We start from the raw sequence: 23117 nt of genomic DNA on the forward strand, positions 1-23117 counted from the left end.
TAAAATTAAGGTGCTGCCACCGCATTAATAATGCTCGTCAACATTTCACGCGCAATTTCAGTGCGGCGCATTTCGTAAACCGGGCTGAATACCAAGCGGTGCGCCACTGTTTCATGGAATACTGCGTGAATGTCTTCTGGCGTCACAGCTGTGCGCTCATTGAGCCAGGCGTTTACGCGCGCAGCCCGTAGCATCATGCTCATGCCACGCGGACTGGCGCCTGCCAACACTAGGCGGTTCATGTCTACGTTACTGACTTTGACACCGTATTCGAGTGGTTGACGCGTTGCTTTCCATAGATTCAGTGCATATTTTTGCAATGTAGGGGAGGCTTCAACGCTGTTTTGTATAGTGCCGGAGAAGCTATTGAGCTGATCAAATTGTAAAACGTCGGCTTTTAAAGTATCCACTAAGGCATCCACATTGTGGAATTTAGTGTCAAACATCAAGCCTTGCATGATGGCATCATCATTGGGCACCACGATAGGAATTTCCATCATAAAACGGTCACGTGCCGCAGATGGAATTTCGAATGTCTCTTCTTTTTCTACTTGGTTACGGTCAGCAAATACAATCATGTGCGGGAATGCATGCTCTTTATTGAATGCAGAGAGCGTACGCTCAGCCATTACGCGTAGTAGTAATGAGTGCACTTGTGGGCGGGCGCGATTAATCTCGTTAAAAAAGAATACAGACAAGTTTTCGCCGGACATGAGCAATGGGCCTGCACTTACATGGGGTTTGCCATCTTCACCCAAATACGTATGGTAGACCAAATCGTTAGGCATCAAGTCAATCGTACCTTCGATACGTTGATAACCACCACCAATGCCGCGTGTAAATGCACGCAGTAGTGTTGTTTTACCTACACCCACATCACCCTCAAGCAATACGTGACCACGCGCAAAAATAGCAGTGGTAATCAGGCGTATAGGGTTGCTTTGACCGACTACAACTTTATTGACTTCGGATTCTAGAGTTAAGGCATGCTGGCGCCAGTCGGCAAGTAGACGATCGCTCATCGTGGTTTCCTAAAGATTAAAATGATGAATGGTTTGTTAATTTGTAACTAATTTGTAAATAATATAAACGAATTTTTTAAAAGTGTATACAGATTTGTATAGTAATTTTTTTAGCTATTTCATGATTAGTTTACAGTTAGGGCTTTCGTTAAATGCAATTTCCAGCGAAAATAGCGTAAATATCGTCTAGTTGAAGTTATAGTGAATGTCTAAACAAACAAGTTATACCAAAGAAGAGTTGCTAACATGTGGTCGGGGGGAGTTATTTGGTGAAGGCAATGCGCAATTGCCATTGCCGCCGATGCTGATGTTTGATCGCATTGTCTCGATTACCGAGGACGGTGGTAAATATGGTGCCGGACAAATCATTGCTGAGTTAGATGTCACGCCTGACCTATGGTTTTTTGGTTGCCACTTTACGGGGGATCCGGTCATGCCAGGCTGTTTAGGCTTGGATGCGATGTGGCAATTAGTTGGTTTTTACCTTGGCTGGAAGGGTGGCCCTGGTCGAGGTCGTGCGTTGGGAGCGGGCGAAGTGAAGTTTACCGGTCAAGTGTTGCCAACGGCTAAGCTTGTACGCTATCACATTGATTTAAAAAGAGTTATCATGCGTAAGTTGGTCATGGGGATTGCAGATGCACGCATGGAAGTAGATGGGCGTGAAATCTACGTAGCCAATGACTTACGTGTAGGTTTGTTTACTACGACTGACAATTTTTAGAATAATAAGATTTAGGCAAGGGAATACTCAATGCGTCGCGTTGTCATTACAGGATTAGGCATCGTTTCTAGCCTTGGTAATAATAAGGATGAAGTGCTTGCAAGTTTGAAAGCAGGTCAATCTGGGATTACTTACCAGCCCGAATATGCTGAGCATGGTCTTCGTTCACAGGTGGCTGGTTCTATTAAAAACCTCAATATTGAAGAGTTGATAGACCGTAAACTACTGCGCTTTATGGCCAAGGGTCATGCTTATGCTTGGTTAGCCATGCAAGAAGCGATTGCTGATGCCAGCCTAGGTGAGGATTTGGTTTCTAATGTGCGTACCGGCATTATTGTCGGTGGTGGTGGTCCATCGACTGAAAGCATTGAGCAAAGCAATGCTGTGCTTGCAGAAAAGGGTATCCGCCGAGTTGGGCCTTATATGGTGACTAAAGCCATGTGTAGTGGGATTGTGGCGACTTTGGCTACAGGCGCTAAAATTAAAGGTGTTAACTACGGTATCAGCTCTGCCTGTTCTACCAGTGCACATTGTATTGGTGCCGGGGTAGAGCAAATTCAGCTTGGCAAACAGGATATTGTGTTTGCCGGTGGTGGCGAAGAGGAACATTGGACCTTGTCATACCTGTTTGATGCAATGGGTGCCATGTCTACCAAGTACAACGAGACACCGGATAAAGCCTCAAGAACTTATGATGCTGATCGTGATGGTTTTGTTATTTCTGGCGGCGGTGGCATTGTGGTGCTAGAAGAGTATGAGCATGCCAAAGCCCGTGGTGCACAGATTTATGCGGAAGTCGTGGGTTATGGTGCCACTTCAGATGGTTACGATATGGTCGCGCCGAGTGGCGAGGGCGCAGTGCGTTGTATGCAATTGGCATTGCAAGGTATCGATAAAGTAGATTACATCAATACTCATGGTACCAGCACGCCAGTGGGCGATACCAAGGAGCTTGAAGCTATCCGCGAGGTGTTTGGTACGGATAATCCAGTCGCGATTGCTTCGACCAAATCATTGTCAGGTCACGCATTAGGTGCGGCTGGTGTGAATGAAGCGATTTATACGCTCTTGATGATGAAACATGATTTCATAGCAGCCTCCGCAAACATCGAGACATTGGATCCTGCCGCAGAAGGCTTGAATATTGTGCGTCAACGCATTGATAACGTCAAAATTGAAACAGCGCTATCCAATAGTTTTGGCTTTGGTGGCACCAATGCGACACTCACGCTGTCTACTAAATATCTGGATAAATAAACGCGTAGTTTTATCCTCAACCATGTGCATTTACACAAGGTGAAATTGCAGAAACTAGTTAACAGCCTGATAGTTTGTCTATGTGTCCTCAGTACTGCGTGTGCTGTGATGGGTGATAAAACCGTGCGTGTGACAGAAGCGCAGATTCAGCAAAAACTGAACGAGCGCTTAGCGGTGCCTTTCTCTTTACTTAAAATCTTCGATGTCAATTTATCCAATGCCTTGGTCACGTTTGATAAGACCACTGGGCGCATGTATACCACCTTTGATACACGTTTAAGCAGTGCATTGCTGGATGAAGCCTATGCTGGCAAGTTAGGACTCTCCGGAAAATTGCGGTTTGATGCGCCAACACAAGCCGTTGTAATGGATGAGACGGAAATCGATAAGTTTGAATTGGATGGTATGCAGGCCAAACAAGCTGATATGTTGAATGCATTAGCCAAGAAACTGGGTAGTCAGATGCTGAACGGCCTGCCACTTTATACGGTTAAGCCAGAAGATCTCACCATAGGCAACAGGCATTACCAGCCTAAAGAAATGCTAGTAACGGATAAGGGGCTGCAAATTACCCTAAGCCCTCAACCTTAATACGGCCTCTACAATGTTTACTTAGCTTAAGCATAATATTGCAGCTACATTGCGCCCTTCACTCATCAAAATATTATAAGTTCTGCATGCTGCTGCTGTATTCATGCACTCCAGTGGAATGCCAAGCTCGGTTAGCCCCGAATATATGCGGGGATGTAAAAAGCGATGTGTGCTGCCCGAACCCAATAGCACCACTTCTGGTTTGGTGAGGCTGATCTCTGCAAAATGCGCTGGTGTAAGTGAGGCGAATGCATCGCAACCCCAATCAGCATGGATGTGCTCAGGCGTCACAATCAAGTTGTGATGGAAACGTTGGCGATTAATTTCAATAAAATCGTCGCCATAGCCAGTGATGAGATTTTGCTTTTCTGCAGTGGTTAGATGTAGTTTCATACGGACGCACTCACGTTCTATTCATTCGGCTTCGCTTTCATTGAAGAGCGGAGCCTTTCTAAGGTAAAATAAGGTTTTTGTTCAATGCCAATTTGACCGATAGTCATGTTGGTGAATTCTAGTCCTTATGCAGCCAGTCAACAAATCAAATAAGCTTAGTAATGTTTGCTACGATATTCGTGGCCCTGTACTTCAACGCGCCCGTCAAATGGAAGACGAAGGGCAACGTATCATTAAGTTGAATATTGGGAATCCGGCCGCTTTTGGTTTTGAAGTGCCAGAAGAGATTCAACAAGACACGATCCGCAATATGGGTAAGGCGGGCGGCTATACCGATAGCAAGGGCCTGTTCGAGCCGCGTAAAGCCATCATGCATTATACGCAAAGCAAAAACATTGCTGGCGTGACGGTAGATGACATCATCATCGGTAATGGTGTGTCTGAGTTGATTGTTATGGCGATGCAGGGCTTGTTGAACAATGGTGACCAGATGCTGGTGCCGATGCCGGATTATCCGCTTTGGACAGCTGCTGCGACTTTGGCCGGCGGTACAGCCCGTCACTATATGTGTGATGAAGCCAGTGGATGGCTGCCAGATTTAAAAGACATCGAATCTAAAATCAATGCCAATACACGTGGCATTGTGGTAATTAATCCTAACAATCCGACTGGCGCGCTCTATCCACGCGAGATTTTGGAAGGCATTATTGAAATTGCCCGCCATCATGGTTTGGTGATTTTTGCCGATGAAATTTATGACAAAGTGTTGTATGACGACAATGAGCATATTTCCATGGCATCGCTGGCGGATGATGTGCTGTTTGTCACCTTTAACGGCTTATCCAAAAACTATCGCACTTGTGGATACCGTGCAGGTTGGATGGTGATTTCCGGTGAGAAAAAACACGCGACCGATTATATCGAAGGCCTAAATATGTTGGCCTCTATGCGTTTGTGTGCCAATGTGCCTGGCCAATTGGCGATTCAAACTGCATTGGGCGGCTACCAAAGTATTCATGATTTAGTGGCGCCAGCAGGGCGCTTGTGTAAACAGCGTGATTTGGCTTACGAAATGCTCACGGCGATTCCCGGCGTAAGCTGCGTCAAGCCCAAAGCCGCCATGTACTTGTTTCCTAAGCTCGATCCTAAAATCTATCCGATTGAGGATGACCAGCAATTTATTTTAGATTTATTGCTGGAAGAGAAAGTCCTGCTAGTGCAGGGCACAGGATTCAATTGGAAAAAACCGGATCATTTTCGCGTGGTTTTTTTACCCAATGTGGATGATTTAACAGAAGCAATACACCGTATAGCTAGGTTCTTAGAAGGCTATCGTAAAAAGCATCAAAAATAACGAAAGTTGAATGTAGTGATGAAAGTACTTAAGGTAGGGTTGTTAGGGATTGGTACAGTAGGCGGGGGCACATACACTGTGCTGACGCGCAATCAAGCTGAAATTGAGCGTCGTCTAGGCGCATCCGTACAAGTGGTGCAAGTGGCAGACCGTAATATTGCACACGCCAAACAAGTGACGGGTGGCCAAGTGGCCGTAACAGATGACGCATTTGCAGTGGTGAATAACCCCGAAGTAGATGTGGTGGTAGAGCTGATTGGTGGCTATACCGTGGCTAAAGAGCTGGTGTTGAAGGCCATTGAAAATGGCAAACACGTGGTGACTGCTAATAAGGCGTTGCTTGCTGTACACGGCAATGAGATTTTTAAAGCGGCTGCCGCTAAGGGCGTGATGGTGGCGTTTGAGGCAGCCGTTGCCGGTGGTATTCCAATCATCAAAGCGCTACGTGAGGGCCTAAGTGCTAATCGCATTGAGTGGGTCGCTGGCATCATTAATGGCACGACAAACTTTATCCTGACCGAAATGCGTGAAAAAGGTTTGGCGTTCTCCGATGTGTTAGGTGAGGCACAGCGTTTAGGTTATGCCGAGGCGGATCCTACGTTTGACGTGGAAGGCATTGATGCTGCGCATAAATTGACCATCATGGCTTCGATAGCTTTTGGCATGCCTATGCAATTTGACCAAGCCTATACCGAGGGTATTACCAAGCTGACGACCAAAGATATCAAATACGCGGAAGAGTTAGGTTACCGCGTGAAGTTATTGGGCATCAGCAAAAAAACAGAAGCCGGCGTTGAGTTGCGTGTACATCCTACTTTAATCCCTGAGAAGCGTTTGATTGCCAACGTGAATGGTGCAATGAACGCAGTGGTTGTAAAGGGTGATGCGGTAGGCCCTACTTTGTACTATGGTGCAGGTGCGGGTGCTGAGCCCACAGCCAGCGCAGTGGTTGCTGATTTAGTGGACATTGCCAGATTAGCCAGTGCAAGTGCAGAGCAGCGCGTGCCTTACTTAGGCTTTCAATTAGCACAGCAGTTTGCATTAAATGTGCTGCCGATAGCAGAAGTTAACAGTGCCTACTACATACGCATGCGCGCAATGGATAAGCCAGGTGTGTTGGCAGAAGTGACCAAAATTTTAGGTGATCGCGATATCTCAATTGATGCCATGATGCAGAAAGAGCCGCAAGAAGGCGAGTCTGAGGCAGATATTGTTATTTTGACGCACATTACCATGGAAAAAAATATGGATGCTGCGATTGAAGCCATCGAAGCATTGTCTGCGATTGCAGGAAAAGTCACAAAAATCCGTATGGAAGAATTAGGGCGTTAATCAGGTATGAAGTACATCAGCACACGCGGGCAGTCGCCTGCGCTTAGTTTTAGCGAAATTCTATTAGGTGGTCTGGCGCCAGATGGTGGATTGTATTTGCCAGAAAGCTATCCACAATTTAGTGATGCAGATTTAACCGCCATGCGCGGCATGCATTACCGTGACTTAGCATTTGCTATATTAAGTCGCTTGGTCGATGAAAGTGATATCCCGCACGATGATTTACGCACGATTATCAACAATACCTATCGTGCCGAGGTATATGGCTACGTACGCCAAGGCCAAAATGCAGAGGACATTACGCCCACGTTGAAGTTAGAAGATAACTTGTATTTGCTAGGGCTTTCTAATGGTCCTACGTTGGCATTTAAAGACATGGCCATGCAGTTGCTGGGTAACTTATTTGAATACGTGTTGACCAAAAAAGGGGAGACCACCAATATTCTGGGGGCAACCTCCGGCGATACGGGCTCTGCCGCTGAGTATGCTATGCGTGGCAAAAAAGGTGTTCGGGTATTTATGTTGTCGCCGCATCAAAAAATGAGCCGCTTTCAAACGGCACAAATGTTCAGCTTGCAAGACGACAATATCTTTAATATTGCTGTGAAGGGCGTGTTTGATGATGCCCAAGATATCGTCAAAGCTGTATCGAATGACCATGCATTCAAAGCTAAATATAAAATTGGTGCGGTCAACTCGATTAATTGGGGGCGCATTGCTGCGCAAGTGGTGTACTACTTTAAAGGGTATCTGGCCGTCACGCAGAATAACAGCCAAAAGGTTAGTTTTGCTGTGCCTTCGGGTAACTTTGGTAACGTATGTGCCGGCCATATTGCACGTATGATGGGCTTGCCGATTGACCAGCTCATTGTGGCAACCAATGAAAATGACGTATTAGATGAATTTTTTAAAACGGGCGTCTATCGTCCACGTGGCGCAGCTAATACTTACCATACCTCCAGTCCGTCTATGGACATTAGCAAAGCTTCTAATTTCGAGCGCTTTGTGTTCGATCTCGTTGGTCGCGATGGAGCGAAAGTTCGCGCGTTATGGAGCAAAGTAGATGCAGGCGGTGCTTTTGATTTAAATGCGGACGACTACTTCAGTCGCGTTTCTGAGTATGGCTTTGCCTCGGGTAGCAGTAACCATGCGAATCGCTTGCAAACCATCCGTGAAACGCAAGCAAAGTATGGTGTGACCATTGATACGCATACCGCAGATGGGTTGAAAGTGGCGCTTGAACATCGCGATCAGCAAGTGCCTATGTTGGTTTTGGAAACCGCATTGCCAGCTAAGTTTGAGGATGCGATTGTGGAGGCCTTGGGTCACGTGCCGGAGCGTCCAGCTAACTTAAATGGGCTGGAAGATCTGCCGCAACGTTCTGTGGTCATGGATGTGGACGTAGATGCAGTGAAAGCGTTTATTGTTGCTAACACCTAAGTAGCCGTGATTTTGACGGCTGTAATATGTTCCGTATAGATGCCGTCATTAATTGTCCGCTAGTTTCATTTTTAACCGAGTGCAAATATGAAGCAATACCTCGAGTTGTGCCAAAGAATTATTGACGAAGGTGTTTGGGTTGACAATAAACGTACGGGCAAAAGATGCTTAACCGTCATTAATGCTGACCTTACCTATGATGTGGAAAATGGTGTTTTTCCACTCGTCACCACCCGTAAGAGTTTCTACAAATCGGCCATTGCCGAAATGCTTGGCTATTTGCGTGGGTATGACAATGCTGCAGATTTTAGAGCAGTAGGTACGACCACTTGGGACGCCAACGCCAACGATAATCAAGAGTGGCTGGCAAATCCCCATCGAAAAGGGCAGGACGATTGCGGCTTTATTTACGGTAAAGTAGCCAGAAATTTCCCTAAGCCTGATGGCGGCAGTATCGATCTACTAGCCAACATCGTAAAAGATCTCACGCAAGGCATCGATAACAGAGGCGAGATTCTCACGTTTTACCACCCTGGCGTGTTTCATATGGGCTGTTTAAGGCCTTGTATGTACAGCCATCATTTCTCTTTACTGGGCGATACACTTTACCTGAACAGTACGCAGAGAAGCTGCGATGTGCCGCTCGGTTTAAATTTTAATATGGTGCAAGTGTATTTCTTGCTGGCGCTAATAGCACAGATTACGGGTAAGAAAGCCGGTAAAGCCTTCCATAAAATCGTCAACGCCCATATTTATGAAGATCAGCTTGAGCTGATGCGCGATGTGCAATTAAAAAGAGCGCCATTCCCATCCCCTACATTCATCATCAACCCAGATATTAAAACACTGGAAGACGTGGAGACTTGGGTGACGGTGGATGATTTTAATGTGGTGGACTACGAGTTCCATCCAGCCATCAAATACCCATTCTCTGTATAAACTTGCCTAATTAAAGTAAATAGCACACTAAGAAGTAAGCCACACTCAAATTTTGGGCAAAAAAAAGTTGCCCAGTTTGTTTTTATTGGGCAACTTCGGAATAGGTGACTACAAGGGAGGAAGTCACTGATTTACTATTAGCGAATAATGTGCCAACTTTTTTATCTTTATAAATCAATAGGTTGTAAAATACACCTGTGACGCACTTGGACTATTTTGTCGCTCATAAGTGACAAGTTTTGTAATGTAATCTGTAAGTGATTGAATTGAAAGTTAAAATTTTGTCGCCAAATAGCGACACTGTTTACAGGTAGTGACACGAATTGGCGACATTTATAACAGGGGCTGTTTAAATAGTTGTGGCTCAATCGCATGACGCTCTAATAAGCGATAAAATTCTGTGCGATTACGTTGTGCCAGTTTTGCGGCTTGCGTGACATTGCCGTGTGTGCTTTTCAAAAGATTCACCAAGTACTGGTGCTCAAACTGCTGGCGCGCAACCTCAAACGGTAGCACAGCTTCATGGTCGGCTTGTAGTGCTTTTTTCACCAAGCTGACAGGAATCAACGGCGTGGTTGCCAGCACTACCGTGTGCTCAATCACATTTTGTAATTGCCGTATATTGCCAGGCCAAGCACCTTGGCTCAGATAGCTGATTGCGTCCGGTGCGTAACCCTGTATTTGCTTTTGATGGCGCTCACTGAATATTTTAAGAAAGTGGTGTGCCAGCAATGGAATATCTTCACGACGTTCTGCCATGGCGGGCAGTACCAAATTCACTACATTGATGCGGTAGAACAAATCCTCGCGGAATTGTTGCGCTTTCATCTCGGCCAAGAGGTCGCGATGGGTTGCCGAAATCAGTCTGACATTGATAGGAATGGTTTGTGTGCTCCCCACCGGGCGGATGACACGCTCTTGCAATGCGCGTAATACTTTGACTTGCAGAGAAAGTGGCATATCACCAATCTCATCCAAAAAGAGTGTGCCGCCATCTGCCGCCTGAAATAATCCGACATGATTGTTGACCGCGCCCGTGAACGCACCTTTGGCATGGCCAAATAACTCTGATTCCAGCAAGTTTTCTGGGATAGCCCCGCAATTGATAGCAACAAAGGGTTGGTGTTGGCGTGTGCTGGCTTGGTGTAAGGCATGCGCTAGCAGTTCTTTACCGGTGCCACTTTCGCCCTGAATGAGTACACTCACATCGCTGCTGGCGATTAGCTTGGCTTGGCCAAGCAGATTTTCCATGCGTGGACTTTTGGTCAGGATCATTTTGCGCCAAATGTCCTGCTCCTCTCGTGCTTGTGTGCTTAATCCACTCAACTGTAATGCATTGGCAACTTGCTGCAACAAGACCTGGCTCTCAAAAGGCTTGGATAAAAAACTGAATGCACCTTGGTGTGTGGCTGCAACTGCATCAGGAATCGTGCCATGCGCCGTGAGTATGATGACCGGTAAGGTGGGGTGCTGGCGATGCAGTTGTAGCATCAATTCCATGCCATCCAGCTCCGGCATCAATAAGTCGGTAATCACAAGGTCAGGGCGCTGCATGGCAACGCTGGCCAGTGCTGCTGCGCCGTTGTGCGCAATCACCGTTTGATAACCGGCCGATTGCAATCGTAAATCAATCAGTCTCAAAATATCGTGATCATCATCTACGATTAAGATGGTGGCCACATTCATGGTGATGCTTTCTGTTGGAATACTTGATTAACGTACATTAAGCGATTTTTCGATATTCTTCAGGTGAATGAGTTTTTGTTCAGCCGCATCGTACTTTTTCTGCAATGTATCGTACTTTTGCGTGAGAGTATCTAGCGATCTAGCCTCATCTTTGATTTTTTGCTGCTGCTTGATATTTTCTACATTAAATAGAAATAAATGGTTGATATACGCTTTTTCGGTTGCGTTCAGTGCAGGTTCCTCACGCAGTTGAGACAGCAACGTATGCGCTTTTGTTGCATCTTTAAGGTAGCTGGAGGGTAGTGCGTAGATGCATGCAAGCTTGATGCGCTGCACCACATCCTGTTTGTTTTGGCTCAGGATCTGTTGTGTTTCTAACCATTGTTTCTTTTGCCCGTCTTGATCTGCTTTGCTGTAGCTCTCACAAGCTAGTATCGGCTGTGGTAAATCTGCAGGTTTGGCGGGTAAAAGTGTGACGCCGCTATTCGTGGGCTCAGGCAGTTGGGCATTCGAATCACTGGCCAGTGGCTCTTGGTCAGCAGTAGGCTTTTGCATTTGTGATGTGGCACATCCGGAAATTAGGATGATGCCCGCAAGCAAGGTTAAGTAAGTGTACTTCATAGCATGTCCGTTCTAGGCAATCTAATCACGACGTGTGCGCCTTTGTCTTCTGGTTTTAACTCAATGCTGCCTTGGTGCAGCTCAACTAAGTTTTTGACGATGGTCAATCCCAATCCGCTGCTGTTGACTAACCCTTGATGCAACGTTTTCCCTTGATAGAACGGGTCAAATAACTTGTTGATATCCTCTTTGCTCAACCCTGGGCCGCTATCTTGTACCTCAATCAACTGCCATGGTTTGTCTTGTCTGGTCGAGATCACAATCTGACCAGCCTGAGGTGTGAATTTTACGGCATTTGAGATCAAATTATCTAACATTACCTTGAATGTTTCTGCGTCAGCATAGATTGTTCCCAACCAAAAACGTGTATCAATATGCAACTGCTTATTGCGGATAGTCAACGCATGCGAAGCCAGTACAGATGAGACAATCTCGTTGATGTTCAGTGCTTGCACTTGCATCACGTGCTTGTCCGATTCCATTTTGGTAAAGGTGAGTAAATTCTCAATCATTTTTTGCAGGCGCAAACTGTTGTCTTTGAGAATGTGTGCAATCTCGTGTTGTTGCGGGGACAGCGTACCGCCAATGCCATCGGTCAGTAATTCGGAAGCCTCACGAATTGCGGTGAGCGGGGTTTTAAGTTCGTGAGAGATATGCTGCAAGAAGCGCTGTTTTTGTTCTTTTAAATGCAGTAATTCTTGGCGCAACCAATCTAGACGTTGCCCCAGTAGCCTCAAGTCACCAGGCCCATCAATGCTAATGGCATTTTGGTATTCGCCTTTACCCAAATCCTTAATCACAGTATCCATGCGTTGAATGGGCCGACCCAACATAAAGGCAATGGCACCCGCAACCAATAAGGCAAACGGTACCAGAATCAAACTTTGTAAAAAAAAGCGTTGCTGTGCTTTGCTGGCACTGATTACTAGATGCGCCGATGCGTTATCGATGGATTGGTTATTGCGCAGGATTAACTGATTGACTTGTTGTGTCAGCTGTTGAAAGTCATTCAGCACCGGCATTTGCTCTAAGTTGCTGATATTGGTATGCAAAATCACCAGATTTAATTTAGCCTCAGTCTTTTTTACTTCTAATAATTGATTACGCTGTTGTGCTTCCGGGCTTAATATAATGAGCTCCTGCAGCGCAGTTAAAAAAGCGGCACGCGTATTATGATAGTTCTCTAAAAACTCAAAATCATTTAATACAAGAAACTGTCTAGCGCTGCGTTCCATCAAGTGTAATTGCTCTTGTAGCATATGGCTTGCCCGCGTTGTCTTCACGGCTTTATCGATGGTATTTTGGCTGTTTTTAGAGAGCTGATTAAACGCAAGGTTGGCATTTATAAACGCCATAATCAACGGCAGAATGGCAAAGGCAAAGCCAATCAGCAAAAGCTTGAGAAATGAGTTTGGATACTGAATGCGCATGGGCTTGCAGGCGAATCTGTGTAAACATCCAGTATAATAGAAAAATGTCTTGTTTATCGATGATTGTGGCAGTGGCCAATAACAGTGTGATAGGGGTGAATAACACTTTGCCTTGGCACATTCCTGAGGATTTGAAGCGTTTTCGTGCGCTCACGATGGGGCATCACATCATCATGGGTCGCAAAACTTATGAATCACTGGGCCGTTTGTTGCCCGGAAGAACAACAGTTATTGTATCTAGAAATCAGGGTTATCAGGTAGAGGGTGCTGTGGTCGTGCATGCACTACAAGATGCGATGCGTTTTTGTCAGCAAGATGAAGAGCTATTTTTGATAGGTGGCGCGCAGTTATACCAAGAGGGCTTGCACCTTGTGAACAAACTCTATATCACGCGCGTGGATTTAGAGGTACAAGGCGATGCTTTTTTACCGGAAATTGATTTGAATGCTTGGACGCTGATTGAAAAAAAAGACCACGTCTCAACGAGTGGTCTTTCTTATAGCGATCTCACTTACTTGCGTAAGTAAATCGCTTCAACTTACTGCGCTACGCAGTCCACGTAGTAAATGGCTTTACCATCCACGACTTGTTTTACCAAGCCGTGTACGTCTGTTTCAAAGCCTGGGAAGCGCTCATTAAAGGTACGTGCAAACTTCAAGTAATTAATAATGACTTGATTGAAACGCTCACCCGGAATCAACAATGGAATACCAGGCGGGTAAGGCGTGAGTAGCACCGCAGTAATACGGCCTTCCAAATCATCAATCGGCACACGGTCAATCTCGCGGTGCGCCATTTTGGCAAACGCATCGGTTGGCTTCATCGCCGGTACCATGTTAGACAAATACATTTCCGTGGTCAGACGCGCAACATCGTTGGCTTTGTACACTTCATGAATTTGCGTGCATAGATCGCGCAAGCCCAAACGCTCGTAACGTGGATGCTTTTGTGCAAATTCTGGCAAGACTTTCCATAACGGCTGGTTCTTGTCGTAATCATCTTTAAACTGCTGTAATGCCGCTACCATCGTGTTCCAGCGGCCTTTGGTAATGCCAATCGTGAACATAATAAAGAATGAGTACAGACCGGTTTTTTCAACAATTACGCCATGCTCAGCTAAATACTTAGTGACAATCGCTGCCGGGATACCAAATTTGTCTGAGAAGTCACCCTTGATATCTAAACCGGGTGTGATAATGGTAGCCTTAATTGGGTCGAGCATATTAAAGCCTTCGGCCAAATCGCCAAAGCCATGCCAAGCTTCGCCTGCTTTCAGCATCCAAGCATCTCGCTCTTCAATGCCTTCTTCCGTCAAGTCATCCGGGCCCCAAACTTTAAACCACCAGTCGGCACCCCATTCTTCATCCACTTTACGCATGGCGCGACGGAAATCTAGCGCTTCCATAATAGACTCTTCCACCAAGGCGGTACCACCTGGCGCTTCCATCATGGCTGCGGCTACATCGCAACTGGCAATAATGGAATATTGCGGGCTGGTTGAAGTGTGCATCAAGTAAGCTTCGTTAAATACGTCACGGTCCAGCCTGTTTTCAATGGCGTCTTGTACTAAAATTTGTGATGCCTGACTTAAGCCTGCCAATAGTTTGTGTGTGGATTGTGTAGAGAACACCATGCTGTCTTTGCAACGTGGACGGTCTGCGCCAATCGCATGGTAGTCACCATAGAAATCATGGAAAGTCGCGTGGGGTAGCCATGCTTCATCAAAATGCAGCGTATCAATCTTGCCATCGAGCATGTCTTTGATTTCTTCTACATTGTAAAGTACGCCATCATAGGTAGATTGCGTAATCGTCAGCACACGTGGTTTGGCATTTTTATCAGTGGCAAACGGGTTCAGTTGAATTTTCTTTTGAATGTTTTCCCAAGTAAATTCACTTTTCGGAATCGGGCCGATAATGCCAAAGTGGTTACGTGTTGGCATCAAAAAGACAGGAATCGCGCCAGTCATAATGATGGAGTGCAACACGGATTTATGGCAGTTACGGTCTACCACCACAATGTCACCCGGCGCAACGGTTGAGTTCCATACAATCTTGTTAGAAGTAGAGGTGCCGTTAGTGACAAAGTATAGGTGGTCACAATTGTAAATGCGCGCTGCATTACGCTCAGAAGCGGCAACCGGGCCAGTATGGTCAAGCAATTGTCCCAACTCATCTACCGCATTGCACACATCTGCACGCAGCATATTTTCTCCAAAGAATTGGTGAAACATTTGCCCTACAGGTGATTTCAAAAAGGCTACGCCGCCCGAGTGACCAGGGCAATGCCAAGAATAAGAGCCATCTGCCGCATAGTGGGTTAAGGCTTTAAAGAATGGCGGTGGCAAGCTGTCCAAGTAGGCTTTAGCCTCACGAATAATCAAGCGCGCTACAAACTCTGGCGTATCTTCGTTCATGTGAATAAAGCCATGCAGTTCGCGCAACACATCGTTAGGAATATGGCGTGAGGTACGTGTTTCACCATGCAAGAAAATAGGAATTTCTTCATTGCGGTAGCGAATCTCACTGACGAACTTGCGTAGCTGCTCAATGGCTTCAGGCTTTTCTTCGACGATTTCTTCGTCGTCAATCGATAAGATGAAAGCAGAGGCACGGCTTTGTTGTTGTGCGAACGAGGTCAAGTCGCCATAGCTGGTAACGCCTAAGACTTCAACGCCTTCTTCCTCAATGGCTTTGGCAAGCACACGAATGCCTAAACCAGAAGAGTTTTCAGAGCGGAAGTCTTCATCGATGATGACAACGGGGAAACGGAATTTCATAACATTAATCCTTTACCACAGAGACGCAGAGGCACAGAGAACCTGGATGGTTTAAGCTCTGTGCCTCTGTGGTGAAATGCATTGAATAAATAGCTTACTTATATTTTAGGGAGGGTAACGCCCACTTGCCCTTGATATTTGCCACCACGGTCTTTGTATGAAGTCTCGCAAATGTCATCTGCATCTGCTTCAAAGAACAACACTTGCGCACAACCTTCATTCGCATAGATTTTTGCTGGCAGTGGGGTAGTATTACTGAACTCTAGTGTGACATAGCCTTCCCACTCTGGTTCAAATGGCGTGACGTTCACAATAATGCCGCAGCGCGCGTATGTGGATTTACCTAAGCAAACGGTTAGTACATTGCGTGGGATACGGAAATATTCTACGGTACGCGCAAGCGCGAACGAATTGGGTGGAATGATGCAGTAATCGGCATTTACTTCTACAAACGAATTCGGGTCGAAATTTTTTGGGTCGACAATGGTGCTGTTGAGGTTGGTGAACAGCTTGAATTCTTTAGAGCAGCGAATATCGTAGCCATAGCTGGATGTGCCATAAGAAACCATACGTTGGCCTTCGGCATTCATTTTGACTTGCTTAGGCTCAAATGGCTCAATCATGCCATGTTCTTCAGCCATTTTACGAATCCAACGATCAGATTTAATGCTCATATGCGTTCAGTTTTAGAGGTTAAAAGTGAAACGCATTATAAGGCCTAAATACTGATAAATGATGAAAATTTGCAGTCAATAAGCGAAAAAAATCCCCATTCGATTTTCATCAAATGGGGATGGTTTGGTGCGACGAATTAACGCTGGTCGCCACCGAGTTCAATGCTATAACGCCAGAACTGATCTTCAGCTTCAAAAATCACTTGAGAAGCTTCTGGGTCGCGGCTGCCAGCAGGGTATTGATGCACTGGCTTTTTATCTTCAGCCCATGCTTTCACTACTGGGTCGACTAAACGCCATTGTGCTTCAGCTTCGGAAATATGCAGGTAATTTGAGTTATCACCTTGCATCAAGTTGAGCAATAACGCCTCGTACGCATCCACAGAATCATCTTCCGGTAAGCGGTTAGCGGCATCTAATTGAATGGTGCGTGTGTTGATGTCTAAACCAGGGATCTTGGACTGGATTTCCATCTTGATACATTCACGCGGTTGGATACCAATGATGAGCCAATTTTGGTCTTGGCCACCGTTGATTTGCAAAGGTGACTTCTTAAAGCGAATCGAAATGCGTGTGTCCGCTTCGTGCAAACGTTTAGCTGTACGAATATAGAAGGGCACACCTTTCCAACGTGGGTTATCAATAAACAGCTTCAACGCAGCATAGGTTTCTACCACGCTGCTACTATCGCCAAGCTCTTCTAAGTAACCTGGTACTTTTTCACCATTCACTTCGCCAGCCGCATATTGCGCACGGAACGCATGTTTGCTTAACTCATTGACTGGAATCGGACGGATTTGCTCTAACACTTTAATTTTCGCTTCGCGGATGCCATCCGGTGTTAAATCTTTTGGCATTTCCATGGTAGCTAGTGCAAGTGTTTGCAAGATATGACTTTGAATCATATCGCGTAAAGCGCCTGTGCTGTCATAGAACTGCGTACGGTCGCCCACGCCCAACATTTCAGTATTGGTGATTTGCACGTGATCAATGTATTGATTGTTCCAAATCGGTTCCAAAATAGTATTGGTAAAGCGTTGCAACAGAATGTTTTGCAACGCAGATTTGCCCAAGTAATGGTCGATACGATAAATTTGATGTTCTTTTAAATGCGTTGTAATGGCTTTTTGCAGTTCTTTAGCAGATGCTAAATCTGTACCAAATGGCTTTTCAATCACCACACGGCGCCAGTATTTATCTTCGTTAGTTAAGCCCACTTTAGCTAGTGACTCTACAACGGGCGCGAAATCGACTGGGCGCACAGATAAGAAATAAGCCAAGTTTTGTGGGAAAGTGCTCTCGTCACTTAACGTTTTACTTAGTTTGGTAAATGCATCCGGGTCGGTCGGCGGATTGGCGTGATAGAAGTTACGCGCAATAAAACGTTCAAATACTTGTTGATCGTAGCCTTTTTTAAATTTGGTATCGAGCATGCTTTTAATATCTGCACGCCAAGCTTCTAAATCTACGATTTGACGACCAACCGCCATGATTTTTAGTTCTGCAGGTAGCCGACCCAGTAAATCTAGTCTAAATAAACCTGGATAAAGCTTCACGCGTGCTAAGTTGCCACTCGCGCCAAATAAAACCAAGGTACAAGGATCAATTTGTTTTGTCATAATAAATCCAAAAAAGGAACTGCCTTAAAATTTAAAGTAATAGGGAAAGGCTACACGCCTTTCCCATTATGCTAGCAGTGCAACTGCGCCATTAAGCGTATTGCACTGTATGCGCTACATCATCCGCTATTATTTTTTGGATTTTACTGCGTGACCGCCAAATGCATTACGCATTAGCGATAACAGTTTGTAGCTATAACCTTCTGCATCTTGGCTTCTGAAACGGGCTTGTAATGCCACTGTCAGCACTGGCGCCGCAACGCCTTGCTCAACTGCTTCCACTACTGTCCAGCGACCTTCACCAGAGTCAGCTACATACGGAGCGATTTCTGTGAGGCTTTGATCTTCTTTCAGTGCTTCAGCAGTTAAGTCGAGCAACCAGCTACGCACAACAGAACCATGGCGCCACAATTCGGTAATTTGCGCTAAGTCTAAATCGAACTCTTCTTTACCTTTGATTAAATCTAGGCCTTCAGCAAATGCTTGCATCATGCCGTATTCAATGCCGTTATGGATCATTTTGGTAAAGTGACCAGAGCCGACAGGACCTACGTGAGCCCAACCGCGGTCTGCATGTGTCAGTGCTTGTGCATAAGGGGCTAATACATCTGCGTATTGTTTTTCGCCACCGTACATTAAGCAGTAGCCGTTATCCAGGCCCCAAACGCCGCCAGACGTACCACAGTCGATAAAGCCAATGCCTTGCTCAGCCAGCATCGCGCCGCGACGTTGACTATGTTTGTAGTTAGAGTTGCCGCCATCGACGATGATGTCGCCTTTGTTCAGCATTGGGATCAAATCTTTGATTTGTTTTTCGGTGATCTCGCCTGCTGGCAACATCAACCAGACGATTTTTTGACCTTCCAGTTTGCTGACTGCATCAGCGACTGAGGTCGCTGCTTCCAAGCCTTCGTCTTTTACAAGTTTGTTAACGAATTCGGTATTAAAGTCAAAACCTACTACATTAATTTTGTGACGGAGTAAACGTGCAGCCATGTTGCCGCCCATTTTGCCTAAGCCTATCATTGCTAATTTCATTCAGATTTTCCTATGGTGTGAGGATTGTTAAGAAACATCTACCTTGTGGGTAAGATGCACTCATTTGCAGAGTTAGGTATAATTATAGCAAATGCAGCTTGGCACTCAAAGGCTGCTTTTTCTTTTTTCATCTATATCTCAAAAGTTTTTGGTGGTTTTCATGGCACTTAATCAAACGCGTTGGCACACATTTCAAACGCAAGACGACATCAATCAGGCAGCAGTCAGCCGCATTTTGGCCGCTGCAACAGAAGCAATTGCTCAATACGGTAGCTTTTTAGTGGTGCTAGCAGGCGGGAGCACACCCAAAAGCGTGTATCAATTACTCAGCAAACAATCAGCAGACTGGTCTAAATGGCATATTTTTCACAACGACGACCGTTGTTTGCCTGTAGATCATGCGGAACGTAACAGTAAAATGGCACGCGAAGCATGGTTAAATCATGTGGCCATCCCAGCCAACCAAATTCACGATATTCCTACTGAGCTGGGAAATGTGGACGGTGCAAAAGCCTATGCTAAAACTTTAGCTGGTGTGCGTGCATTTGATTTGGTGATTTTAGGCTTAGGTGAAGATGGACACACAGCCAGCTTATTTCCTAACCAAGTGGTAGATAATAGCGCCGATGTGGTGCCTGTATTCAATGCCCCCAAGCCACCTGCAGACCGTGTGACGATGAGCCAAAATCGCTTGAACAATACACATGAAGTGATGTTTCTAGTCACTGGCGCGGGTAAGCAAGAAGCTGTCGATAACTGGCGTAAGGGCGTTTCGATTCCTGCGACATTGATTGCACCGGCCAATGGTGTGGATGTCTATTGTTTTGGTGTGTCTTTAAATTAACTTGTGTATTAGCAATAAAAAAGGCGCTCAATGCGCCTTTTTTATTTTGCGTACTTGTTTAAGTATTTTGAATCACAATACTAGGGAATTTTGCACTGTGATCTAAATTGGCCATGGCAATTTTACTGGCGGCTTTGCGCGCGATTTCTTTATAAACGGTTGCAATTTTACTATCAGGGTCAGCAATAACAGTCGGTTTTCCGCCGTCAGTTTGTATGCGGATACTGATATCTAATGGCAAGCTACCTAATAGATCCACATGGTAATCTTGGGCCATCACTTCCCCGCCACCTGCGCCAAAAATATGCTCTTCATGCCCACAGTTTGAACAAATATGCGTGCTCATATTTTCGACGATACCTAAAATGGGAATACCCACTTTTTCGAACATTTTCAGCCCTTTACGTGCATCTAGCAGCGCAATGTCCTGTGGTGTGGTGACAATAATGGCGCCAGTGACAGGGATTTTCTGTGCGAGTGTCAGTTGAATATCGCCGGTGCCTGGTGGCAAATCAATCACCAAATAGTCTAGATCACGCCATTTGGTATCACGCAATAACTGTTCTAGCGCACCTGTCACCATTGGGCCGCGCCATACCATTGGCGTATCAGTATCTACCAAAAAGCCGATGCTCATGGTTTGCAAGCCATGCGCAACCATGGGTTCCATGCTTTTGCCATCCATACTTTCTGGGCGACCACTGATGCCAAGCATCTGCGGTTGGCTTGGGCCATAAATATCAGCATCCAGTAAGCCAACAGTAGCGCCTTCGGCAGCCAGTGCCAATGCTAAATTCACAGACGTAGTGGATTTGCCAACGCCGCCTTTGCCGGAAGCCACAGCAATCACATTTTTCACGTTTGGCAGTAAGTTCACCCCACGTTGCACGCTATGCGAGACGATGCGGCTGCCTATATTGATATTCACTTTTCCAATGCCTTCCAACCCGACTAACGCATCGTTGATTTGCTGCTTAATATTTTCGAATTGGCTTTTTGCCGGATAGCCTAGCACTACATCTAAACTCACATCGTTGCCAGTCATTTGGATATTTTTGATGGATTTGGCCGTTACAAAATCTTTACCTGTATTTGGGTCAATACATAATTTGAGCGTGCTTTGAATCAGTAATTCTGAGATGGCCATCCGTTATCCTTGGAAACATACTTGAGTGGTGAATCATGACAATTTTAAACTATATATTCCGCTATAAACCATGTGAAAGCGCTCACCATTTGTTAAAATGCTTAATTCTTTGATTTGAATAAGTTAAACATGACACGCAAACTCTTAGTCACCTCTGCGCTACCCTATGCCAATGGCAGTATTCATCTAGGGCACTTGGTGGAATATATTCAAACTGATATCTGGGTGCGCTTTCAAAAAATGCAAGGGCATACTGTGCATTACGTTTGCGCAGATGACACGCATGGCACCCCCATTATGTTGCGTGCAGAAAAAGAAGGCATCACGCCTGAAGCATTGATTGAAAAAGTACATGCCGAGCATAGCCAAGATTTTGCTGAGTTTTTAGTCGACTTTGATAATTACTACTCTACCAATTCGGAAGAGAATCGTGAACTTGCTAGCAATATTTACAAGGCACTAAAGGCTAACGGTAAAATCGCAACCAAAACCATAGAACAATATTTTGACCCAGTCAAAAACATGTTCTTACCAGACCGCTTTATTAAAGGCGAGTGTCCAAAATGTCATGCCAAAGACCAATATGGCGACAATTGCGAGGTGTGCGGTGCCACGTATAGCCCTACTGATTTAATCAATCCATTCTCAGCTGTTTCTGGAGCCACACCTGTGCGTAAAGAAACTGAACACTACTTCTTCAAATTGTCTGAGTGCAGCGATTTTTTACGTGATTGGACGCGTTCTGGCACCTTGCAGGCCGAAGCGGCCAACAAAATGACCGAGTGGTTAGGCGAGGCCGGTGAGAACAAACTGTCCGATTGGGATATTTCACGTGATGCGCCATATTTTGGTTTTGAGATTCCAGATGCGCCAGGAAAATACTTTTATGTATGGTTGGATGCGCCGATTGGTTATATGGCGAGCTTTAAAAATCTTTGTGCAAAGAATGGCTTGGATTTTGATGAGTACTGGAAAAAAGACTCTACAACCGAGCTTTACCATTTTATTGGTAAAGATATTTTGTATTTCCATGCCTTATTTTGGCCGGCTACTTTGGAGTACTCAGGTCATCGTAAACCCACCAATGTATTCGCACATGGCTTTTTGACGGTCAATGGCGAGAAAATGTCTAAATCGCGCGGTACATTTATTACTGCACGTAGCTACTTAGACCATATTAAAAACCCGGAGTATTTACGCTATTACTATGCTGCTAAATTGAATGGCAGCATGGAAGACATTGACCTGAATCTAGAAGATTTTGTCGCACGGGTAAATAGTGATTTGGTGGGGAAGTACATCAATATTGCGAGCCGCACAGCGGGGTTCATTAATAAATTTTTTGATGGTAAGGTTGAGCAAATATCTAACTTGCCAGTGATTGACGAAATAAGAAAATCCGCACCAATCATTGCAGAATCTTATGATAATAGAGACTTCAGTCGTGCATTGCGCGAGGTTATGCGTTTAACTGATTTGGCAAATGCTGATATCGCTGAGGCAGCTCCTTGGGTTAAAGCAAAACAAGAAGGAGATGATGCAAGAGTATCGTTGGAACTTGACTGCTCTGCGGCACTCGAGATGTTTCGTTTGTTAACAATTTACCTCAAGCCAGTATTGCCAGGTTTAACTAAAAAAATCGAAAATTTCTTGAATGTACCGGAGCTTACTTGGGACTCTGTGAGTACGCCTTTAATTTCAGGACACAAAATCAATAGTTATGAACATCTCATCACCCGTATTGACCCTAAACAAGTAGAAGCCATGACCGAAGCCAATAAAGAAAATCTACAATCTTCAGCACCTGCTACTGCAGTGGTGACACCGCCAGCAGAGGAAGCCAATTACATCTCGATTGATGACTTTACCAAAGTAGATTTGCGTATTGCTAAAATCGTCAATGCAGAGCATGTGGACGGCGCTGAAAAGTTATTGAAACTCACGTTAGATATTGGTGAGGAAAAACCAAGACAAGTGTTTGCAGGGATTAAATCTGCATATGATCCAGAAACGCTCAAAGGCCGTTTAACGGTGATGGTCGCTAACTTAGCCCCGCGTAAAATGAAGTTTGGCCTAAGTGAAGGCATGGTGTTGGCCGCATCGGATGAGCGTGGCGGCCCATTTATTCTCAGTCCGGACAGTGGCGCACAACCGGGCATGCGCGTGAAGTAGACTTTTTGTTTGCTAGCGCGTTTTAATAAGAGCGAGCAGAGCATCCTCTTATGTCAGC

Annotated in this window: 20 protein-coding genes; 10 read left to right on the plus strand and 10 right to left on the minus strand. The window is 45.4% G+C overall.

Going from position 1 to position 23117, the window contains the following annotated elements; genetic code table 11:
• Nucleotides 1-5: 5 nt before the first annotated feature.
• Complete coding sequence (locus A3Q3_RS0100600) at nucleotides 6-1022, minus strand: MoxR family ATPase (RefSeq protein ID WP_020181619.1); 1017 nt, start codon at nucleotides 1020-1022, stop codon at nucleotides 6-8.
• A gap of 205 nt (nucleotides 1023-1227) precedes the next feature.
• Between A3Q3_RS0100600 and fabA the strand changes: the two genes are divergently transcribed.
• From fabA to A3Q3_RS0100615, 3 genes are all read left to right on the plus strand, one after another.
• The gene (fabA, locus tag A3Q3_RS0100605) at nucleotides 1228-1743 is read left to right on the plus strand and encodes a 3-hydroxyacyl-[acyl-carrier-protein] dehydratase FabA (RefSeq protein ID WP_020181620.1); all 516 of its coding nucleotides are present in this window, start codon (nucleotides 1228-1230) and stop codon (nucleotides 1741-1743) included.
• 30 nt (nucleotides 1744-1773) lie between these two features.
• Entirely contained in the window at nucleotides 1774-3000 is a 1227-nt protein-coding gene (gene fabB, locus A3Q3_RS0100610) for a beta-ketoacyl-ACP synthase I (RefSeq protein ID WP_020181621.1), read from the plus strand.
• Between the two features lie 108 nt (nucleotides 3001-3108).
• On the plus strand, nucleotides 3109-3591 hold the full coding sequence (locus tag A3Q3_RS0100615) for a DUF1439 domain-containing protein (protein WP_020181622.1): 483 nt from the start codon (nucleotides 3109-3111) through the stop codon (nucleotides 3589-3591).
• 21 nt (nucleotides 3592-3612) lie between these two features.
• On the opposite strand, the gene A3Q3_RS0100620 is transcribed toward A3Q3_RS0100615, so the two are convergent.
• Nucleotides 3613-3984 (minus strand): Mth938-like domain-containing protein, encoded by a 372-nt coding sequence (locus A3Q3_RS0100620; RefSeq protein ID WP_020181623.1) that lies wholly within the window; start codon nucleotides 3982-3984, stop codon nucleotides 3613-3615.
• Between the two features lie 127 nt (nucleotides 3985-4111).
• Between A3Q3_RS0100620 and A3Q3_RS0100625 the strand changes: the two genes are divergently transcribed.
• From A3Q3_RS0100625 to A3Q3_RS0100640, 4 genes are all read left to right on the plus strand, one after another.
• Nucleotides 4112-5338: a pyridoxal phosphate-dependent aminotransferase gene (locus A3Q3_RS0100625; RefSeq protein WP_020181624.1), complete on the plus strand. Its 1227-nt coding sequence runs from the start codon at nucleotides 4112-4114 to the stop codon at nucleotides 5336-5338.
• A gap of 18 nt (nucleotides 5339-5356) precedes the next feature.
• Entirely contained in the window at nucleotides 5357-6670 is a 1314-nt protein-coding gene (locus tag A3Q3_RS0100630; protein ID WP_020181625.1) for a homoserine dehydrogenase, read from the plus strand.
• Nucleotides 6671-6676: 6 nt separating this feature from the next.
• Nucleotides 6677-8110 carry a threonine synthase gene (gene thrC / locus A3Q3_RS0100635; RefSeq protein WP_020181626.1) on the plus strand — a complete coding sequence of 478 codons (1434 nt, stop codon included), beginning with the start codon at nucleotides 6677-6679 and terminating at the stop codon, nucleotides 8108-8110.
• Between the two features lie 87 nt (nucleotides 8111-8197).
• A complete protein-coding gene (locus tag A3Q3_RS0100640) occupies nucleotides 8198-9049 on the plus strand; it encodes a thymidylate synthase (protein ID WP_020181627.1) in 852 nt (283 codons plus the stop codon).
• A 333-nt stretch (nucleotides 9050-9382) separates the two neighbouring features.
• On the opposite strand, the gene A3Q3_RS0100645 is transcribed toward A3Q3_RS0100640, so the two are convergent.
• Genes A3Q3_RS0100645 through A3Q3_RS0100655 form a run of 3 tightly spaced genes read right to left on the minus strand, consistent with a single transcriptional unit; the run spans nucleotide 9383 to nucleotide 12786 of the window.
• Entirely contained in the window at nucleotides 9383-10735 is a 1353-nt protein-coding gene (locus A3Q3_RS0100645) for a sigma 54-interacting transcriptional regulator (RefSeq protein WP_020181628.1), read from the minus strand.
• A gap of 27 nt (nucleotides 10736-10762) precedes the next feature.
• Nucleotides 10763-11356 (minus strand): hypothetical protein, encoded by a 594-nt coding sequence (locus A3Q3_RS0100650; protein ID WP_020181629.1) that lies wholly within the window; start codon nucleotides 11354-11356, stop codon nucleotides 10763-10765.
• The gene (locus A3Q3_RS0100655) at nucleotides 11353-12786 is read right to left on the minus strand and encodes a HAMP domain-containing sensor histidine kinase (protein WP_020181630.1); all 1434 of its coding nucleotides are present in this window, start codon (nucleotides 12784-12786) and stop codon (nucleotides 11353-11355) included. The genes A3Q3_RS0100650 and A3Q3_RS0100655 overlap by 4 nt, the downstream gene beginning before the upstream one ends.
• A gap of 44 nt (nucleotides 12787-12830) precedes the next feature.
• On the opposite strand from A3Q3_RS0100655, the gene A3Q3_RS0100660 reads away from it, so the two are divergent.
• Complete coding sequence (locus A3Q3_RS0100660) at nucleotides 12831-13313, plus strand: dihydrofolate reductase (RefSeq protein WP_026361657.1); 483 nt, start codon at nucleotides 12831-12833, stop codon at nucleotides 13311-13313.
• Nucleotides 13314-13324: 11 nt separating this feature from the next.
• Here the strand turns inward: A3Q3_RS0100660 and A3Q3_RS0100665 are convergent, their stop codons facing one another.
• The 4 genes from A3Q3_RS0100665 to gnd form a co-directional block, all read right to left on the minus strand.
• Nucleotides 13325-15565, minus strand: a complete 2241-nt coding sequence (locus A3Q3_RS0100665) for an arginine/lysine/ornithine decarboxylase (RefSeq protein WP_020181632.1) — start codon at nucleotides 15563-15565, stop codon at nucleotides 13325-13327.
• 98 nt (nucleotides 15566-15663) lie between these two features.
• Nucleotides 15664-16239 carry a dCTP deaminase gene (gene dcd, locus A3Q3_RS0100670; protein ID WP_020181633.1) on the minus strand — a complete coding sequence of 192 codons (576 nt, stop codon included), beginning with the start codon at nucleotides 16237-16239 and terminating at the stop codon, nucleotides 15664-15666.
• A 137-nt stretch (nucleotides 16240-16376) separates the two neighbouring features.
• On the minus strand, nucleotides 16377-17858 hold the full coding sequence (gene zwf / locus A3Q3_RS0100675) for a glucose-6-phosphate dehydrogenase (RefSeq protein ID WP_020181634.1): 1482 nt from the start codon (nucleotides 17856-17858) through the stop codon (nucleotides 16377-16379).
• A gap of 129 nt (nucleotides 17859-17987) precedes the next feature.
• Complete coding sequence (gene gnd / locus A3Q3_RS0100680; protein WP_020181635.1) at nucleotides 17988-18896, minus strand: phosphogluconate dehydrogenase (NAD(+)-dependent, decarboxylating); 909 nt, start codon at nucleotides 18894-18896, stop codon at nucleotides 17988-17990.
• 160 nt (nucleotides 18897-19056) lie between these two features.
• On the opposite strand from gnd, the gene pgl reads away from it, so the two are divergent.
• The gene (gene pgl, locus A3Q3_RS0100685; RefSeq protein ID WP_020181636.1) at nucleotides 19057-19740 is read left to right on the plus strand and encodes a 6-phosphogluconolactonase; all 684 of its coding nucleotides are present in this window, start codon (nucleotides 19057-19059) and stop codon (nucleotides 19738-19740) included.
• Between the two features lie 58 nt (nucleotides 19741-19798).
• Here the strand turns inward: pgl and apbC are convergent, their stop codons facing one another.
• The gene (gene apbC / locus A3Q3_RS0100690; protein WP_020181637.1) at nucleotides 19799-20887 is read right to left on the minus strand and encodes an iron-sulfur cluster carrier protein ApbC; all 1089 of its coding nucleotides are present in this window, start codon (nucleotides 20885-20887) and stop codon (nucleotides 19799-19801) included.
• Nucleotides 20888-21016: 129 nt separating this feature from the next.
• Here apbC and metG point away from each other — a divergent pair, with 129 nt between their 5' ends.
• Nucleotides 21017-23059 carry a methionine--tRNA ligase gene (metG, locus tag A3Q3_RS0100695; RefSeq protein WP_020181638.1) on the plus strand — a complete coding sequence of 681 codons (2043 nt, stop codon included), beginning with the start codon at nucleotides 21017-21019 and terminating at the stop codon, nucleotides 23057-23059.
• Nucleotides 23060-23117 lie beyond the last annotated feature (58 nt).

The organism is Methylotenera sp. 1P/1, assembly GCF_000384355.1.
Taxonomy (GTDB): Bacteria; Pseudomonadota; Gammaproteobacteria; order Burkholderiales; family Methylophilaceae; genus Methylophilus.

Excerpts from the sequence above, each read along its gene's own strand:
- A3Q3_RS0100620 (WP_020181623.1), bottom strand. The coding sequence starts at position 3,984 with ATGAAACTACATCTAACCACTGCAGAAAAGCAAAATCTCATCACTGGC.
- dcd (WP_020181633.1), bottom strand. The coding sequence starts at position 16,239 with ATGAGCATTAAATCTGATCGTTGGATTCGTAAAATGGCTGAAGAACAT.
- A3Q3_RS0100650 (WP_020181629.1), bottom strand. The coding sequence starts at position 11,356 with ATGAAGTACACTTACTTAACCTTGCTTGCGGGCATCATCCTAATTTCC.
- A3Q3_RS0100665 (WP_020181632.1), bottom strand. The coding sequence starts at position 15,565 with ATGAAATTCCGTTTCCCCGTTGTCATCATCGATGAAGACTTCCGCTCT.
- fabB (WP_020181621.1), top strand. The coding sequence starts at position 1,774 with ATGCGTCGCGTTGTCATTACAGGATTAGGCATCGTTTCTAGCCTTGGT.
- apbC (WP_020181637.1), bottom strand. The coding sequence starts at position 20,887 with ATGGCCATCTCAGAATTACTGATTCAAAGCACGCTCAAATTATGTATT.
- A3Q3_RS0100600 (WP_020181619.1), bottom strand. The coding sequence starts at position 1,022 with ATGAGCGATCGTCTACTTGCCGACTGGCGCCAGCATGCCTTAACTCTA.
- gnd (WP_020181635.1), bottom strand. The coding sequence starts at position 18,896 with ATGAAATTAGCAATGATAGGCTTAGGCAAAATGGGCGGCAACATGGCT.
- metG (WP_020181638.1), top strand. The coding sequence starts at position 21,017 with ATGACACGCAAACTCTTAGTCACCTCTGCGCTACCCTATGCCAATGGC.
- fabA (WP_020181620.1), top strand. The coding sequence starts at position 1,228 with ATGTCTAAACAAACAAGTTATACCAAAGAAGAGTTGCTAACATGTGGT.
- A3Q3_RS0100660 (WP_026361657.1), top strand. The coding sequence starts at position 12,831 with ATGTCTTGTTTATCGATGATTGTGGCAGTGGCCAATAACAGTGTGATA.
- A3Q3_RS0100645 (WP_020181628.1), bottom strand. The coding sequence starts at position 10,735 with ATGAATGTGGCCACCATCTTAATCGTAGATGATGATCACGATATTTTG.
- A3Q3_RS0100655 (WP_020181630.1), bottom strand. The coding sequence starts at position 12,786 with ATGCGCATTCAGTATCCAAACTCATTTCTCAAGCTTTTGCTGATTGGC.
- pgl (WP_020181636.1), top strand. The coding sequence starts at position 19,057 with ATGGCACTTAATCAAACGCGTTGGCACACATTTCAAACGCAAGACGAC.
- A3Q3_RS0100640 (WP_020181627.1), top strand. The coding sequence starts at position 8,198 with ATGAAGCAATACCTCGAGTTGTGCCAAAGAATTATTGACGAAGGTGTT.
- A3Q3_RS0100625 (WP_020181624.1), top strand. The coding sequence starts at position 4,112 with ATGCAGCCAGTCAACAAATCAAATAAGCTTAGTAATGTTTGCTACGAT.
- A3Q3_RS0100615 (WP_020181622.1), top strand. The coding sequence starts at position 3,109 with ATGGGTGATAAAACCGTGCGTGTGACAGAAGCGCAGATTCAGCAAAAA.
- thrC (WP_020181626.1), top strand. The coding sequence starts at position 6,677 with ATGAAGTACATCAGCACACGCGGGCAGTCGCCTGCGCTTAGTTTTAGC.
- A3Q3_RS0100630 (WP_020181625.1), top strand. The coding sequence starts at position 5,357 with ATGAAAGTACTTAAGGTAGGGTTGTTAGGGATTGGTACAGTAGGCGGG.
- zwf (WP_020181634.1), bottom strand. The coding sequence starts at position 17,858 with ATGACAAAACAAATTGATCCTTGTACCTTGGTTTTATTTGGCGCGAGT.